Source organism: Streptomyces sp. NPDC090499 (assembly GCF_044769305.1).
GTDB lineage: Bacteria > Actinomycetota > Actinomycetes > Streptomycetales > Streptomycetaceae > Streptomyces.
Genome location: NZ_JBIVXP010000005.1, coordinates 488,264 through 504,230 on the forward strand (window position 1 = coordinate 488,264; position 15,967 = coordinate 504,230).

The window sequence follows — 15,967 nt, forward strand, 5'->3', positions numbered from 1 at the left end:
ACTCCCAGAAGGCACCGATGCGTTCGTATTCCTTCGTCCTCAACGGCAGACCGGTGACGGTCGAGGCCCCCGCCGACATGCCCCTCCTCTGGGTCCTGCGCGACCTGCTCGGCGTCACCGGCCCCAAGTACGGTTGCGGGGTGGGCGTCTGCCGCGCCTGCACCAGCCACCTCGACGGCGAGGAGATCCAGCCGTGCACGGTCCCGGTCGCGGACTGCGCGGACCGCACGGTCACCACCATCGAGGGCCTGGCCGACGGCGACACCCTGCACCCCGTCCAACAGGCCTGGCTGGACTGCGACGTGGCCCAGTGCGGCTTCTGCCAGCCCGGCCAGATCATGGCGGCCGCCGCCCTCCTGAAACGCACCCCGCACCCGACGGACGCCGACATCGACGCCATCGAGAACGTCTGCCGCTGCGGCACCTACTCCAGGATCAGGGAGGCGATCAAGAAGGCGTCGGCGAACGGGGGTTGAGTCCCGGCCCCGCTCCGCCTCCTTCTGACGCGTGAACGGCGACCAAAGGTGCCGAGGCGTGGACGATGGACGCCCGCACACAGACGATCGGCCGACGCGCCCGTCACCACTCCCGCCCGACGATGGGGTCGAACCGACGAGCGGGAGGTACGAGACGTGAGGACAGCACGGGGGAGTGCGGCCGCCGCCCTGGCCGTGGCGGCCGCACTCGCATCGACGGCCGGCGCACCGGCCCCGCACCACCCACCACCCACCCGGCTCTACGTGGCCCCGTGGGGCGACGACCACGGGCCCGGCACCTTCGACCACCCCTTCGCCACCCCGGCCCGCGCCCAGCGCGCGGTACGGGCCGTCGCCCCGCACATGACCTCGGACGTCACGGTGAACCTGCGCGGCGGCACCTACCGCCTCACCGCCCCCCTCCGCCTGACCCCCGCCGACTCCGGCCGGCACGGGCACCGGGTGGTCTACCAGGCATACGGCTACGGCACCGCGCACCAGGAACCGGTCACCCTCAGCGGCGGCCGACCGGTCACCGGCTGGCGCCCCGACCCCGGCCGCCCCGGAGTCTGGCGCGCCGACGTGGGCGGCCTGGAGACCCGCCAGCTCTACGTCGACGGCCGCCGGGCGCCACGCGCGTCCCTCGGCGCACCCCTGCCCGGCAGACTCACCCTGACCGCCACCGGCTACACCACGACCAGCAGGCTCCCCCTCTCCTGGCACCGGCCCGCCGACCTCGAAGTCGTCTACCGCTACGACTACGTGGAAGGCCGCTGCGGGGTGAAGGCGGTCTCCGCATCCGCCCCCGCCAGGACCACCATCACCATGGACCAGCCCTGCTGGCGGCTGGCCCGGTCCCTCTACGGCGCGGACGCCCTCACCCGGACCCACGACGTCGAGAACGCCCCCGACTTCCTCACCCGGCCCGGAACCTGGTACCTGGACCGCTCCCGCCCCGGCCACCACACCCTCCTGCACCGCCCCCGCGCGGGCGAGGACATGACCCGCACCGAGGTCGTCGCCCCCACCCTCCAGACCCTGCTCAGCGGCACCGGGACCTCGGCCTCCCGCCCGCTCCACGACCTCACCCTGCGCGGTCTGACGTTCGCCCACGCCACCTGGCTGGCACCGAACGAACCGGGCGGGTTCGCCGCCGCCTGGAGCATGTACATGCGCCCGGGCCGGGCCGGTGACATCACCGCCCACACCGTCCCCGGCAACGTCACCTTCCGGTACGCCGACCGCGTCACCCTCACCGGCAACCGCTTCGTCCACCTGGGCGCCCAGGGCCTCACCCTCACCGCCGGGACCTCGCACACCACGGTCACCGGCAACGTCTTCACGGACATCTCCGACGGCGGCATCACGCTGGGCGTCCTGCCGCCGGCCACCCGCGGCACGAACGCGGGCAACCGGATCACGGACAACTGGATCCACCACATAGGCGCCGAGTACCGCGCCGCGTCCGCCGTCTGGAACAGCGCCACCCAGGACACCCTCATCGCGCACAACCAGGTCGACCACGTCCCCTACACCGGCATCCTCTCCGGCCCCAGCGAGGACCTGCGCGGCCTGACCCGCCGCAACCGCATCCTCGGCAACCGGGTCTTCGCCACCAACCGCCTGCTGGCCGACGGCGGCGGCATCTACCTGCGCGGCGACCAGGGCCCCTCCTACGCCGACGGCGCCCTGGTCGCCCGCAACGTCGTCACCGACAGTCCGGGCGCCGTCTGGAACGTCGGCATCTACACCGACGACTCCAGCAACCGCATCACCGTCCGCGACAACGTCGTCCACGACTACGTCGCCTCCATCGGCGGCTGCAGCGAGAACTGGGGCAACCGCCCCGTCCGCAACATCCGCTACACCGCCAACTACTGGGACGACAAGGTCCCCGCCTGGCTCGCCCGCCGCCCCTACCCGGGAGCCTGGCCCCCCGCCCCCGACTGCGGCGACCCCCAGCACCTCCACTTCACCGCCAACACCCTCCTCACCCCGACCGCCCCCTGCACCACCCACACCCCCTGCACCGCCATCACGGCCACCGCAGGCCCACGGCGGCCCTACCGCGGGCAACTGGGCCTGGGCCCGCGTTGACCGCGGGCCCGGCCGGCGCTCAGCGCGCCAGCACCCGTCGCAGCCAGTCCACGTGTGCCGCGCGTGCCGACTGGGACATGGCGGCCTGGGGGGCGAAGCCGTCGAAGCCGTGGAAGCCGCCGGGCCAGACGTGGAGTTCGGCGATGCCGCCGGACTGCCAGATGCGGGAGGCGTAGGTGACGGTCTCGTCGCGGAAGGTCTCGGCGGAGCCGACGTCGAGGAAGGCCGGGGGGAGGTTCGTGAGGTCGGTGGCGCGGGCCGGAGCCGCGTAGGGGGAGACGTCGGGGCCGCCCCGGCGCTCGCCGAGCAGGGCGGTCCAGCCGGTCTCGTTGGAGGTGTGGTCCCAGACGCCGAGGCCCTTCATCTGGTGGCTGGAGGGGGTGTCGTTGCGGTCGTCGAGCATCGGGCAGAGCAGCATCTGGCCGATCACGGACGGACCCTGACGGTCCCTCAGGAGGAGGGCCAGGGCCGCCGTGAGGCCGCCGCCCGCGCTGGCGCCTGCGATCACGATCCGTTCCGGGTCGCCGCCGATCTCCTTCGCGTGCTCCGCGGTCCACAGCAGCCCCGCGTACACGTCCTCGACCGGCGCCGGGTGCGGATGCTCGGGCGCCAGCCGGTACTCCACCGACACCACCACCGCGCCCAGCTCCTTCGCCCAGGCCAGCGCGACGTCCACGCCCACCCGGTTGTTGCCGAGCACCATGCCGCCGCCGTGCACGTGGTAGATCACGGGGAGGGGGCCGGGGACGGCCGGGGCGACCGGGCGGCAGATCAGGAGGGAGATCTCCGGCGCGTCCGCGGGGCCGGGGACCGTACGGTCCGCCACCTCGAACGCGCCCTCCATCGTGAGGTCCAGCTCGGCGAGCAGCCGTATCCCCGCCCCCTGCCGGATCTCTTCGATGTCCGCCATCGTGAACGACGGGGAGATCATGTCCTTGATCAGCTCCAGGGCGGCGGAGAGCTCGGGGTCGAACGGGGGCGGTACGGCGGTCATCGCGGCTCCTCGATGCGGTGTTCTGCGGCTCGTATGCCCATGATCCGGGCGATCGTGCGCTCCCCGGGGGCCGCCGGTCGGCGGAAGCTCCCCGCCATCCGGCGGGTGCCTGTCCGGAAACATGCGCGGACCCGCCGGACCGCCGAGGCCGAGGCTTGACTTCGAGCGCGCTCCAGGATCTAGCGTCGAGGAGGCAGGCGACGATCAGCGCGGAACGGAGAACGGCCATGCGCGTGGGCGTGCACATCAACCGGTTCAACCACCCCGGCGGCGGACCCGCCCTCGGCGCCGAACTCGCCGCAGCCGGTGCGGCGGCCGAGGCGGCGGGCGTCAGCTGGGTCTCGGTGATGGACCACTACTTCCAGATGGAGTTCAACGGCGGTGCCGAGGACCCCATGCTGGAGGCCTACACCACCCTCGGCTACCTCGCCGGCCGCACCTCCACCGTGCGGCTCGGCGCCCTGGTGACCGGGGTGACCTACCGGCACCCCGGACTCCTCGCCAAGATCGCCACCACGCTGGACGTGGTGTCGGGCGGCCGGGCCACCCTGGGCATCGGCGCGGCCTGGTACGACCGTGAGCACCACGGACTCGGCGTGCCCTACCCGCCGCTCGCGGAGCGCTTCGAGCGGCTGGAGGAGACGCTCAGGATCTGTCTGCAGATGTGGGACCCGGAGAACAACGGCCCCTTCGAGGGCCGGTACTACCAGCTCGCCGAGACGCTCTGCGTGCCCGCGCCGGTGAGCACCCCGCACCCCGAGATCATGATCGGCGGCCAGGGCGAGAAGAAGACCCTGCGCCTGGTCGCCCAGTACGCCGACGCCTGCAACCTCATCCCGTCCTCCCCGGAGGAGCTGCGGCACAAGCTGGAGGTGCTGCGCGGCCACTGCGACACCGTCGGGCGGGACTACGACACCATCCGCAAGACCATCGCGTACGGCGCCGAGCCGGCCACCGCGGGCGACCTGGACGCCTTCACCCGGGACATCGAGGGCTACGCCAAGCTCGGCCTCGACACCGTCATCCTGTCGCCGCGCCTCGGCGAGACCTCGGGATGGATGGAGACCTTCGCCGCCCCGGCCGTCCAGCGGCTCGCCGGGATGGAGTGACGAGGCGGGACGGGAGAAACACGAAAGGGGCCGGCAGGAGCCGGCCCCTTTCAGGGGGTGCCTCAGGCGGCCACGCCCACGTTGCCGTGCAGGCGGGCGACGACCTCGGTCAGCTGGGCGGCGACCTCGGTGTCGTCGGCCGGGTGGGTCTCGGCGAAGCGGGTCACCGAACCGGGGATCGACAGCTTGATGTCCTCGATCACCTTGCCGCCGGCGATGCCCACGGCCTTGCGGGCCTCGTCCTGCGCCCACACGCCGCCGTACTGGCCGAAGGCGGTGCCGATGACGGCGACCGGCTTGCCGCCGAAGGCGCTGGCGCCGTACGGGCGGGACAGCCAGTCGATGGCGTTCTTCAGGACGGCCGGGATGGTGCCGTTGTACTCGGGGGAGAAGAGCAGGAACGCGTCGGCGGCCTGGGCGGCCTCGCGCAGCTTCGCGGCGGCGGCCGGGACGCTGCCCGCGACGTCGATGTCCTCGTTGTAGAACGGGATGTCGGCCAGGCCCTCGAAGACCTCGACGACGGCACCCTCGGGGGCGAGCTTGACGGCCGCCTCGGCGAGCTGGCGGTTGTGCGAACCGGCGCGAAGGCTGCCGACGAGCGCAAGGATGCGGACAGACATGAGGAACTCCAAGGGGGGTGAAACACTGCCGTAACGAATCCGGACCGGGGTCCGGTTAATTTCTAACACCTTAAACGGACCTCGGTCCAGTTCTGTTCCCGATGCTTTACGCTGTCTTCATGTCCAGCGTCCTGCCGCCCCTTCCGCAGCCCCAGGAGCCCTTCGACGCACCGCAGTTGCTCGAAGTCGGACCGGGTCCCGAAGAGCCGTGCCTGCGTGCCGACGCGGCCCGCAACCGCGCCCGGCTGCTGGAGGCCGCCGCCCGGCTGATCGCCGAGCACGGGGTGACCGGCGTGACCATGGAGGCGGTGGCCGCGGCCGCCGAGGTGGGCAAGGGCACGGTCTTCCGCCGCTTCGGCGACCGTACGGGACTGCTGATGGCGCTGCTGGACCACTCCTCGCGGCAGCTCCAGGCGGACTTCCTGGGCGGCCCCCCGCCCCTCGGCCCCGGTGCCCCGCCGGTCGAACGGCTGCGGGCGTTCGGCGTCGCGGTGCTCTACCGCGCGGCCGAGCAGCTGGACCTCCAGCTGGCCGCCCAGCCCGAGCCCACCCGGCGCTACGCCAACCCGCCGATCCAGGCGCTGCGCACCCACGTCATGATGCTGCTGCGGCAGATCGAGCCCGACGCCGACTGCGAACTGCTCGCCCAGACGCTGCTCGCCTACCTCGACCCCGCCCAGATCCACCATCTGACCAGGCAGTGCGGGATGCCGATGGAGCGCCTGGAAGCAGGCTGGACCGACCTGGTCGACCGCGTCACGCGGACGGCGCCGCCGCGCTGACGTCCGCCGGGCCGCCGTCCGGGCCGGTGCCGGTGAACATGTCGACCAGGCCCTGCGGTGCGTCGGCGCGGAACAGCATGGCGCCGCTCGCCGCGGAGTCCGCGGCCGACCGTTCGGCGCGCGCGAACATCTTCTCCTCGTAGGCTGCCACGGCGGCCTCGGCGTCGCCGGGATGCGCGGCGAGCGCGAGGCCCAGGTCGGCGCCGTCGATCAGCGCCAGGTTGGCGCCCTCGCCGGCGAACGGCGACATCAGGTGCGCCGCGTCGCCGAGCAGGGTGACCCCGGGGACCCGGTCCCAGCGGTGGCCGACCGGCAGGGCGTGGATCCGCCGCGGCACCAGCGGGCCCTCGGCGTCCGCGACCAGCGCCCGCAGGCTCTTGTCCCAGTCGCCGAAGCGGTCCAGTACGGCCCGCTTGGCAGCCTCGGCGTCGCTGAAGTCGATCCCGTCCAGCCACTCCTCGGGCGCCTCCACCGCCGTGTACACGTGCAGGCTGCCGTCGCTCTCCCGGTGGCCGAGGAAACCCCGGCCCGTGCCGAGCGCGAACAGCATGCCCCCGCCGACCACCTCGGCGCTCACCGGATGCCGTACGTCCGCGTCCGGCAGGTCCGCCTCCACGAACGAGACCCCGGTGTACGCGGGCTGCGCGTCCGACACCAGCGGGCGGATCCGGGACCAGGCGCCGTCCGCGCCGACCAGCAGGTCCGTCGTGAACGAGCCGCCGTCCTCGAACGTCACCTCGTGCCGGCCGTCGCCGAGCGGGCGGGCGCCGGTGACCTTGGCGCCCCAGCGGATCACCCCCGCGGGCAGGGAGCCGGTCAGCAGCCGGCGCAGGTCGCCCCGGTCGATCTCCGGCCGCCCGCCGGCACCGTCGTCGGGGATGTCCAGCAGGACCCGGGCGTCCTTGTCCAGGACCCGCGTCGCCTGACCGCCCGCGTGGACGTGCGTCAGGAACGCGTCGTACAGCCCGGCCGCGCGCAGCGCCACCTGGCCGGAGTCGTCGTGGATGTCGAGCATGCCGCCCTGGGTGCGGGCCGTCGCGGACGCGTCGAGGTCGAAGACGGCCGCCCCGACGCCGTGCACCCGCAGCACCCGGGCGAGCGTGAGCCCGCCGAGACCGGCTCCGACGATCGCTATGGGGTGGTGGGGAGTGGACATGTGGGTCTCCTAGTCATGAGGTTCGGGTACGGCGGTGTGCTCGATGCCGTTGAGCAGGGCCCGGAAAGCCCAGGACACGCGGGCCTCGGGCGCGCCCGACAGGAGCACCCCGGAGGCGGCGGCGATGTGCGGATGGGTGCGGTCCGACACCTGGCCCAGCGCCCGGCCCAGGGCGTCCCAGTCCTCGTGGGACGCCCCGCCCGCGTGTTCGGCGGCGGTCGCGGTGGCGCGCTGGAGCAGCAGGTCGACGCCCCAGGCGGCCCGCTCGCGCGGTACCCCGCCCTCGTCGAGCAGGCCCAGCAGGGTCTCGATCAGGTCCAGGTAGTGGGGGCCGCTCGGCCACGCGGTCAGCGCGGAGCGGGCGAGGCTCGGATACTCCATGAGCATCCGCGTGTACGCGACGAGCACGCGCTCCAGCCGCTCCCGCCAGTCGCCCTCCGCCGGGGCCGGGCCGACGGAGCCGAGCAGCTCGTCCAGGACCGCCGCGTGCAGCTCGGCGGTGTTGCGGACGTAGACGTACAGCGAGGCCGGTCCGGTGTCGAGCTCCTGGGCCAGGCGTCGCATGGTGACCTTCTGCAGGCCCTCGGCGCGCAGGATCTCCACGGCGGCGGCGACGATGCCCGCCCTGGTCAGGGCGGGCTTGGCGGGACGGTCCCGGCGGGAGCGGGGAGTTGCTGGCATGCGTCCACCATAACGAACATGTTCGTTGCGAACAAGTTCGTGACGAACATGTTCGCCCGATGGCGAGAAGAGCCCTTGAAGAGGCTGATCAAGGACCAACTCGTCGAACCGTCAACCACCTTGCCCCGCCGGTCCCCCCTCCCCGGGCTTCTGCCAAGATGCCGTACGTCATGGTGCACATCCCGAAACCGCCCTCGGCAGCGTCGCCGGTCCCGCGCTCGGTCCCCACGAGCGCCGATGTGGCCCGCCTGGCGGGCGTCTCCCGCGCGACCGTCTCCTACGTCCTCAACAACACCAGCGCCGTCCGGATCAGCGAGCCCACCCGCCGCCGGGTCCGCGAGGCCGCGAAGGAACTGGGGTACGTCCCCCACGCGGCCGCCCGCAGCCTGCGCGCCGGACACAGCCGGATGGTCCTGATGCCCGCCCCGGGCATTGCCATGGGACCGCTGTACGGGCAGTTCATCAACGATCTCCAGTGGGCCCTCAGCCGTCTCGACTACACGGTCGTCCACCACGGCACCGCGGGCCTGCGCGGTGACGAAGCCGCCCGCGCCTGGGCCGAGTTGAGGCCGGTGGCCGTGCTGGTCCCCGGCTCCGAACTCGGCCCCGAGGGCGTCACGGTCCTCAAGCGGGCCGGCGCCCGCGCCGTGGTCACCTTCGGCCCCGAACGCGTCGAGGGCGCCCACGCCCTGCTGATGGACCACGACGCCGTGGGCCACTGCGCCGGACGGCACCTGTACGCCCGTGGCCGGCGCCGGATCGGCGTGGTCGTGCCCGAGGAGACCGGCCTGGAGACCTACTCCCGGCCCCGGCTCGAGGGCGTGCGCCAGGCCCTGCGCGGCACCGACGCCGAGGTGACCGGGGTGCCGCTCGGCTACACGGAGGAGTCGGCGGCCGAACTCGCCGCGCGATGGCCGGAGTTGGGGATCGACGCGGTGTTCGCGTACAACGACGAGTACGCGATGCTGTTAATGCGCGCCCTCCAGGACGAGGGCGTGCGCGTCCCCGAGGACACCGCGGTGCTCGGCGCCGACGACCTGATGCTCGGCCGGCTGCTGCGGCCCCGGCTCTCCACCATCCACATCGACCTGCCCTCCGGCCGGGACCTCGCCGAACTGGTCGACCGCGTGGTCCGCGACCCCGGCGCCGAACCGGAGACGCACCGGGTGCTCGGCGCCTCGGTGGTGCAGCGCGAGTCCAGCTGATCCTGGCCGGTGTCCTCGACTCCGCCCACCGGGGCTCACTCGCCCTGCGCACCGCCCTGCTGTGCGGCGATGCTCTTGCGGACCTCGTCCATGTCCAGCTTGCGGGCCTGGCCGATGACGTCCGTCAGGGCGGCCTCCGGCAGGGCGCCGGGCTGGGCGAAGACGGCGACCTGGTCGCGGACGATCATCAGGGTCGGGATCGACTGGATGCCGAAGGCCTGCGCCAGCTCCGGCTGCGCCTCGGTGTCCACCTTGCCGAAGACCAGGTCGGGGTTGGCCTCGGCGGCCTTCTCGTAGACCGGCGCGAACATCCGGCACGGGCCGCACCAGGACGCCCAGAAGTCGATGAGCACGAACTCGTTCTCGGTGACCGTCTGGTCGAAGTTCTCCTTGGTGAGCTCCACGGTGCTGCTCATGCGTGCTTCCCTCTTCCTGACGTGGGGGGCGCCCCGGGGCGGGGCGGAACCGCTCGCGACAACATGTCCGGCCGGGCAGGTATTCCGCCTGCCTACCCGTGTGGCCCCGGCGCACACCACCCGCAAGACTGGCCCCATGACGGAAACGGAATCCATCGCTTACGACGTCGTGGTGCTCGGGGCCGGGCCCGTGGGGGAGAACGTCGCCGACCGCACCCGTGCGGCCGGCCTCACCACCGCGGTCGTGGAGAGCGAACTCGTCGGCGGCGAATGCTCGTACTGGGCCTGCATGCCCAGCAAGGCCCTGCTGCGCCCGGTCATCGCCCAGGCAGACGCCCGCCGCCTGCCCGGCCTCGCCCAGGCGGTCCAGGGCCCCCTCGACACCCCCGCGGTCCTCGCCCGCCGCAACTACTTCGCCTCGGACTGGAAGGACGACGGCCAGGTCGCCTGGCTCGACGGCATCAGCGCCGACCTCTACCGCGGCCACGGCCGCCTCGCCGGACCCCGCACGGTCACCGTGACCGGCCCCGACGGCACCCTCACCACCCTCACCGCCCGGCACGCGGTGGCCGTCGCCACCGGCACCCGCGCGCAGCTGCCCGACCTGCCCGGCCTCGCCGAGGTGAAGCCCTGGACCAGCCGGGAGGCCACCAGCGCCCAGGAGGCACCCGGCCGGCTGATCGTCGTCGGCGGCGGTGTCGTCGCCACCGAGATGGCGACCGCCTGGCAGGCGCTCGGCTCCCGGGTCACCCTCCTGGTCCGCGGCAAGGGCCTGCTGGGCCGCATGGAGCCGTTCGCCGGCGAACTCGTCGCCGACGGGCTGAAGGAGGCCGGCGTCGACGTCCGCACCGGTACGTCGGTGCGCTCGGTCACCCGGGAGAACGGCACGGTGGTGGCCGTGACCGACGGCGGCGACCGCATCGAGGCCGACGAGATCCTCTTCGCCACGGGGCGCGTCCCGCACACCGACGACATCGGCCTGGACACGGTCGGACTGGAGCCCGGCTCCTGGCTGTCCGTCGACGACACCCTCCTGGTCGAGGGCACCGACTGGCTCTACGCCGTCGGTGACGTCAACCACCGGGCGCTCCTCACCCACCAGGGCAAGTACCAGGCCCGGATCGCGGGCGCGGCGATCGCGGCGCGCGTCGCGGACACGCCGCTGCTGGACGCGCCGTGGGGTGCGCACGCGGCCACCGCCGACCGTCACGCCGTACCGCAGGTCGTCTTCACCGACCCGGAGGCGGCGGCCGTCGGACTCTCCCTCGCGGAGGCGGAGCAGGCCGGGCACCGGGTGCGCGCCGTCGACGTCGAGTTCTCGTCCGTCGCCGGGGCCGGGCTGTACGCCGACGGCTACAAGGGGCGCGCCAGGATGGTCGTCGACCTGGAGGCCGAGATCCTGCGCGGCGTCACGTTCGTGGGGCCCGGGGTGGGTGAGCTGATCCACTCGGCGACGATCGCGGTGGCCGGGGAGGTGCCGATCAGCCGGTTGTGGCATGCGGTGCCGTCTTATCCGACGTTGAGCGAGGTGTGGCTGCGGCTGCTGGAGGCGTACCGGGGGTAGGCCGAAGGGGGGTGCCTGGGGCTGTCGGTCGACTGCGGCGCCGTCGTGGCTGGTCGCGCAGTTCCCCGCGCCCCTTTCGGGACGCTGCCGTCACGGAAGTTGAAAACCCAGGGCCTCGGCGGCTGTTGCCGGGGTCGGCTGGGTCCAGCGGTCTGTCATGGCGGTGTTGGAGGACAGGGAGCGCAGCTCGGCCCGGTCCAGGTAGAGCATGCCGTCGAGGTGGTCGGTCTCGTGCTGGACGATGCGGGCCGGCCACCCGGTGAACACCTCGTCCAGAGCCTGCCCGTGTTCGTCCGCGCCGGTCAGCCGGACGCTCGCGGGCCGGGCCACCACCGCCTGCCAGCCCGGCACGCTCAGGCAGCCCTCGAAGAACGCGGCGCGGGCGGTGCCGACGGGTTCGTAGACCGGGTTGACCAGCACCCGGAACGGCTGCGGGACCCGGCCCCTGGCCGCCGCCACCTCCTCCGGAACCGGTGCCGGGTCCTCGATGACCGCGATCCGCAGCGGGACGCCGACCTGGGGCGCGGCCACGCCCACGCCCGGTGCCGCGTGCATGGTGACGCGCAGTGCCTCGACGAAGCGGGCCAGCAGGGCCGGGGCCAACTGGCCGTCGTACGGCTCGGTTCCGCGCCGCAGCACCGGGTCGCCGGCCGTGACGATGGGCAACGGGCCGCCGGGGGCGAGGAGTTCCTCGACCCGCTCGGCAAGGGGTGCGCGATCGCTGGGAGATGCCATCGGGCCAGCATGCCATGGCGTGGCATGTGACGCAGGTCACTTCGGGTGCGGGGAACTGCGCCGGGGAGCGGTCCGACTACTGGACCGTCCCCGCCCCGCACCAGCCCCCGGAGAAGCCCCCGATGTCCATCGCCCCTTCAACCGCCACGGACGACGCCCCGCAACCCACCGTCCCGGCCGCGTCCCCGAGCCGCTGGGCCCCGCTGCGCCCCCTCGTCCTGCGCCTGCACTTCTACGCCGGCGTCCTGGTCGCGCCCTTCCTGCTGGTCGCCGCCGCCACCGGCCTGCTGTACGCCTTCTCCTTCCAGGCCGAGAAGCTGGTGTACGCCCACGAGCTGACCGTCCCGGTGGGGAAGACCGAGCTGCCGGTCTCCGAGCAGGTCGCCGCCGCCCGCAAGGCCCATCCCGAGGGCACGGTCTCCGCGATACGGCCGGCGCCCGAGCCGGGCGCCACCACCAGGGTGCTGCTGTCGGGGGTCGAGGGGGTGAACCCGGACCACACCCTCGCGGTCTTCGTCGACCCGTACACCGGCAAGGTGCGCGGCGCGCTCGAACAGTACGGCTCGACGGGCGCGCTCCCGCTGCGCACCTGGATCGACGAGCTCCACCGCGACCTCCACCTCGGCGACACCGGGCGGCTCTACAGCGAGCTCGCGGCGAGCTGGCTGTGGGTGATCGCGGGCGGCGGCCTGGTGCTGTGGTTCGTCCGGCGGCGGCCGCTGCGCAAGGTGCGCGGCACCAGCGGGCGGCGGCGCACGCTGGGCCTGCACGGCACCGTCGGTGTCTGGGCCGCCGCCGGATTCGTCTTCCTCTCGGCGACCGGCCTGACCTGGTCCACCTACGCCGGCGCCAACATCGACGAACTGCGCACCTCGCTCGGCCAGGCCACCCCGTCCGTCTCCGCGGCCGCGAGCGGCGGCGAGCACGCGGGACACGGTGCGGCCGCCGGGGCCGGCGGCGACGCAGAGCACGGCGTCGGCCTGGACAAGGTGCTCGCGGCCGCCCGTGCGCAGGGGCTGGGCGACCCCGTCGAGATCGTCCCGCCCGCCGACGCGAGCAGCACCTACGTGGTGCGGCAGGTCCAGCGCAGCTGGCCCGAGAAGCAGGACTCCGTCGCCGTGGACCCGGCCACCGGCGAGGTGACCGACGTCCTGCGCTTCGCCGACTACCCGGTGCTCGCCAAGCTCACCCGCTGGGGCATCGACCTGCACACCGGCATCCTCTTCGGCCTGGTCAACCAGCTCGCCCTGGCCCTGCTCGCGCTCGCCCTGATCCTGCTGATCGTGTGGGGATACCGCATGTGGTGGCAGCGCGGCCGCGGCTCCGCCTTCGGCCGGCCGATCCCGCGCGGGGCCTGGGCCGAGGTCCCGCCGTACCTCCTCGTCCCGGCGATGGCGCTGGTCGCGGTCCTCGGCTGGTTCGTGCCGCTGCTCGGGATCCCGCTGGCCTCCTTCCTCGCCGTGGACATCGTGCTCGGCGAGATCGCGCACCGTCGCGGCCGCCGGACGTACGGGGGCCGGGCCGGCGTGAAGTAGCGTGGTCGGACACGCCGATGCGCGTGTCACCACATGCCGACGCCGGAGGGAGACGGGACCATGGCGCGGGCCCGGCGGGGGCAGGGGGAGCTGGAGGGGCAGGTGCTGGGCGCGTTGCGCGAGGCCGGCGGTCCCGTCACCGCAGCCTGGGTGCAGGAGCGGCTGGGCGGCGACCTCGCCTACACCACCGTCGTGACCATCCTGACCCGGCTGCTCGCCAAGGACGTCGTCGCCCGCGAACGGCAGGGCCGCTCCTTCCTCTGGACGCCCACCGCCGACGTGGCCCGGCTCGCAGCCCTGCGCATGCGCCGCCTCCTCGACGGCGAACGGGACCGCGAGGCGGTGCTGGCCAGCTTCGTCACCGCCCTGCCGCCCGGCGACGAGCAGGTGCTTCGGGCCCTGCTGGAGGCCGCCGGGCCAGGCTCGGTGAACACTCGGAACGTCCCGCCCGCGGACCTTGGCGGTACGGAAGACTGACCGCCCATGGGGGTCTTCGTCTTCCTGCCGCTGGTCCTGCCGCTGACCGCGTGGCCCGTCGCCCGGCTGGCCGAGGGGCGGCTGCACCCGCGCACCGCCACCCGGCTGCTCACCGCGGTGGCCGTGGTCATGGCCGGGTGCAGCACGCTCTGCCTCGCCCTGCTGATGGTGGTCGGCACCGCCCAGCTGCCCGGCAACCCCCTCCCGGACGGCTGGTCCGACCCGGAGGTACGGGCCGCCGTCCCGCACGACGAGATCGCCGGCCGCGCCGCCATCCCGGCCCTCGCCGCGGTCACGGTCCTGTGCGGCCGTACCGTCCACCGGCACCGCCGGGTCGCCCGGCGGGCCCGCCGGGCGCTCACCGCACTGCCCGGCCGTGCGGTCGCCGTGCTGCCCGACAGCACCCCCTACGCCTACGCGCTCCCCGACCGGATCGTCGTCACCACCGCGCTCCTGGACGGCCTCGCCCCGGCCGAACGGCGGGCCCTGTTCGCCCACGAGCGCGCCCACGTCACCGCCCGGCACCACCGGCACCTGCTCGCCGTCCACCTGGCGGCACGCACCAACCCCTTCCTGCGGCCGCTGCGCACCGCCGTCCGCTACACGGCCGAGCGCTGGGCGGACGAGGAGGCGGCCCGCTCGGTGGGGGACCGGCGCACGGTAGCGCGGGCCATCGGCACGGCGGCGCTGCTGTCCGCGGGCACCCCGGCGCCGACTTTGGCCGCGGTGGCCGCCGCCGGTCCGGTGCCGCGCCGGGTCGCCGCCCTGCTCGGCCCCGCCCCGGTGGTCCGCAGCTGGCCCTCCGCGTTCACCACGGCCGGCCTCGCCGTCTGGGGCGCCGCCGCGGGCACCCTCGTGTCGGCGATGTCCTCGGCGAACTCGGCGGTGACGCTGTTCCTGATCCTGCGCGCGGCCGCACCACTGTGACGGCCGCCCGTACGACGGCGAAAGGGGCCCCCGGACATGCCGGGGGCCCCTGCTCGTCAGCCGCCGCTCACTTCTGCGGGAAGTCCCCGGCCAGCGCCGAGGCGATCCGCAGATGCGGCTCCGCCTCCTCGTGCCGGGCCTGCCGCTGGAGCGTACGGCCCAGCATCAGCCGGGCGTAGTGCTCCACCGGGTCACGCTCGACGATCTCGCGCAACTCGGCCTCCGCGCGGCGCAGTTGGGCCGAGTGGTAGTAGGCGCGCGCCAGCAGCAGCCGGGGTCCGGTCTGCTCCGGCGCCTCCTCGACCAGCCCGGCGAGCACCCGCGCGGCGCCCGCGTAGTCCCTGGCGTCGAAGAACAGCTGAGCCCGCGCCCAGCGCTCGGCGGCGGTTCCCTGGTCGTAGTAGGTGGTGTCGTACGTCGTGTCCACTCGTGACCTCCTTCGACGCCCATAACCAGCAGGGTTTGTTGAAAATTCCACCAACTCCGCGGAGGGATCGTCGCGTCGCCCGGCGGACAAGTTGAGTTTTCTTGACAAAATTAGTTGTCGGTTGGAGGGTGGGTCTGGCCGCGGAGCGCCGCGGCCAGACCCCAAACCGCGAGGAAACCGCGATGCGTACCCTGATCAGCACTGCCTTCATCTCCCTCGACGGTGTCGTCGAGGCTCCGGGCGGCGAGCCCGGCTACCGGAACTCCGGATGGACCTTCAAGGGCGTCGAGTTCGTCCCCGAGGCGTTCGAGATCAAGGGGCGGGAGCAGGAGGAGTCGACCGCGGTCCTGATGGGCCGGGCCAGTTACGAGGCCTTCAGCCCGGTGTGGCCGGAGATGGCGGAGTTCGCGCACTACAGGACGCTGCCGAAGTACGTCGTCTCCACCACCCTCACGGCGGACGACCTGGTGTCGAACTGGGGGGAGACCACGATCCTGCGCTCGATCGACGAGGTCGCCGCCCTCAAGGAGACCGAGGGCGGCCCGGTCATCGTGCACGGCAGCGCCGCACTCAACCACGCCCTGTCCGACGCGGGCCTGATCGACCGCTACCACCTGCTCGTCCACCCCCTGCTGCTCGGCGCGGGCAAGCGGCTGTTCAGCGCCTCGGACAAGGACACCCAGCAGCTGCGGCTGGTCGAGCACGAGGTCTACAGGAACGGCGTGCAGAAGAACGTCCTCGACGTCGTCCGCTGAGCACGTGCCGC

17 protein-coding genes are annotated in these 15,967 nt (G+C 73.4%); 10 read left to right on the forward strand and 7 right to left on the reverse strand.

Going from position 1 to position 15,967, the window contains the following annotated elements; genetic code table 11:
* Window positions 1-17: 17 nt before the first annotated feature.
* Entirely contained in the window at window positions 18-476 is a 459-nt protein-coding gene (locus ACIQVL_RS21440; RefSeq protein WP_403443409.1) for a (2Fe-2S)-binding protein, read from the forward strand.
* Window positions 477-632: 156 nt separating this feature from the next.
* On the forward strand, window positions 633-2,573 hold the full coding sequence (locus ACIQVL_RS21445) for a right-handed parallel beta-helix repeat-containing protein (RefSeq protein ID WP_403476087.1): 1,941 nt from the start codon (window positions 633-635) through the stop codon (window positions 2,571-2,573).
* 19 nt (window positions 2,574-2,592) lie between these two features.
* On the opposite strand, the gene ACIQVL_RS21450 is transcribed toward ACIQVL_RS21445, so the two are convergent.
* Window positions 2,593-3,567: an alpha/beta hydrolase gene (locus tag ACIQVL_RS21450; protein ID WP_403476088.1), complete on the reverse strand. Its 975-nt coding sequence runs from the start codon at window positions 3,565-3,567 to the stop codon at window positions 2,593-2,595.
* A gap of 227 nt (window positions 3,568-3,794) precedes the next feature.
* On the opposite strand from ACIQVL_RS21450, the gene ACIQVL_RS21455 reads away from it, so the two are divergent.
* Window positions 3,795-4,676, forward strand: coding sequence for an LLM class F420-dependent oxidoreductase (locus ACIQVL_RS21455; protein WP_403443401.1), 882 nt, complete (start codon window positions 3,795-3,797; stop codon window positions 4,674-4,676).
* Between the two features lie 62 nt (window positions 4,677-4,738).
* Here the strand turns inward: ACIQVL_RS21455 and ACIQVL_RS21460 are convergent, their stop codons facing one another.
* Window positions 4,739-5,296, reverse strand: a complete 558-nt coding sequence (locus ACIQVL_RS21460; protein WP_351715603.1) for an NAD(P)H-dependent oxidoreductase — start codon at window positions 5,294-5,296, stop codon at window positions 4,739-4,741.
* A 101-nt stretch (window positions 5,297-5,397) separates the two neighbouring features.
* On the opposite strand from ACIQVL_RS21460, the gene ACIQVL_RS21465 reads away from it, so the two are divergent.
* A complete protein-coding gene (locus tag ACIQVL_RS21465) occupies window positions 5,398-6,078 on the forward strand; it encodes a TetR/AcrR family transcriptional regulator (RefSeq protein WP_403443398.1) in 681 nt (226 codons plus the stop codon).
* Here ACIQVL_RS21465 and ACIQVL_RS21470 read toward each other — a convergent pair.
* On the reverse strand, window positions 6,053-7,234 hold the full coding sequence (locus tag ACIQVL_RS21470) for an FAD-dependent oxidoreductase (protein ID WP_403476089.1): 1,182 nt from the start codon (window positions 7,232-7,234) through the stop codon (window positions 6,053-6,055). The two genes, ACIQVL_RS21465 and ACIQVL_RS21470, sit on opposite strands and share 26 nt — an antisense overlap.
* Before the next feature lie 9 nt (window positions 7,235-7,243).
* On the reverse strand, window positions 7,244-7,915 hold the full coding sequence (locus tag ACIQVL_RS21475; protein WP_403443392.1) for a TetR/AcrR family transcriptional regulator: 672 nt from the start codon (window positions 7,913-7,915) through the stop codon (window positions 7,244-7,246).
* A gap of 158 nt (window positions 7,916-8,073) precedes the next feature.
* Between ACIQVL_RS21475 and ACIQVL_RS21480 the strand changes: the two genes are divergently transcribed.
* Window positions 8,074-9,120: a LacI family DNA-binding transcriptional regulator gene (locus tag ACIQVL_RS21480; protein ID WP_403443389.1), complete on the forward strand. Its 1,047-nt coding sequence runs from the start codon at window positions 8,074-8,076 to the stop codon at window positions 9,118-9,120.
* A 35-nt stretch (window positions 9,121-9,155) separates the two neighbouring features.
* Here ACIQVL_RS21480 and trxA read toward each other — a convergent pair whose 3' ends face one another.
* Window positions 9,156-9,536, reverse strand: a complete 381-nt coding sequence (trxA, locus tag ACIQVL_RS21485; RefSeq protein WP_362589570.1) for a thioredoxin — start codon at window positions 9,534-9,536, stop codon at window positions 9,156-9,158.
* 136 nt (window positions 9,537-9,672) lie between these two features.
* Here trxA and ACIQVL_RS21490 point away from each other — a divergent pair, with 136 nt between their 5' ends.
* Complete coding sequence (locus tag ACIQVL_RS21490; RefSeq protein ID WP_403476090.1) at window positions 9,673-11,100, forward strand: dihydrolipoyl dehydrogenase family protein; 1,428 nt, start codon at window positions 9,673-9,675, stop codon at window positions 11,098-11,100.
* Between the two features lie 90 nt (window positions 11,101-11,190).
* On the opposite strand, the gene ACIQVL_RS21495 is transcribed toward ACIQVL_RS21490, so the two are convergent.
* Entirely contained in the window at window positions 11,191-11,835 is a 645-nt protein-coding gene (locus tag ACIQVL_RS21495; RefSeq protein ID WP_403443381.1) for a peptide deformylase, read from the reverse strand.
* 122 nt (window positions 11,836-11,957) lie between these two features.
* On the opposite strand from ACIQVL_RS21495, the gene ACIQVL_RS21500 reads away from it, so the two are divergent.
* Genes ACIQVL_RS21500 through ACIQVL_RS21510 form a run of 3 tightly spaced genes read left to right on the forward strand, consistent with a single transcriptional unit; the run spans window position 11,958 to window position 14,774 of the window.
* Complete coding sequence (locus tag ACIQVL_RS21500) at window positions 11,958-13,370, forward strand: PepSY-associated TM helix domain-containing protein (protein ID WP_403443487.1); 1,413 nt, start codon at window positions 11,958-11,960, stop codon at window positions 13,368-13,370.
* Between the two features lie 60 nt (window positions 13,371-13,430).
* Complete coding sequence (locus tag ACIQVL_RS21505) at window positions 13,431-13,847, forward strand: BlaI/MecI/CopY family transcriptional regulator (RefSeq protein ID WP_403443378.1); 417 nt, start codon at window positions 13,431-13,433, stop codon at window positions 13,845-13,847.
* A gap of 6 nt (window positions 13,848-13,853) precedes the next feature.
* On the forward strand, window positions 13,854-14,774 hold the full coding sequence (locus ACIQVL_RS21510) for a M56 family metallopeptidase (RefSeq protein WP_403476091.1): 921 nt from the start codon (window positions 13,854-13,856) through the stop codon (window positions 14,772-14,774).
* Window positions 14,775-14,841: 67 nt separating this feature from the next.
* Here the strand turns inward: ACIQVL_RS21510 and ACIQVL_RS21515 are convergent, their stop codons facing one another.
* A complete protein-coding gene (locus ACIQVL_RS21515; RefSeq protein WP_403476092.1) occupies window positions 14,842-15,201 on the reverse strand; it encodes a tetratricopeptide repeat protein in 360 nt (119 codons plus the stop codon).
* Between the two features lie 182 nt (window positions 15,202-15,383).
* Between ACIQVL_RS21515 and ACIQVL_RS21520 the strand changes: the two genes are divergently transcribed.
* Window positions 15,384-15,956 carry a dihydrofolate reductase family protein gene (locus tag ACIQVL_RS21520; protein ID WP_403443370.1) on the forward strand — a complete coding sequence of 191 codons (573 nt, stop codon included), beginning with the start codon at window positions 15,384-15,386 and terminating at the stop codon, window positions 15,954-15,956.
* Window positions 15,957-15,967: the final 11 nt, after the last annotated feature.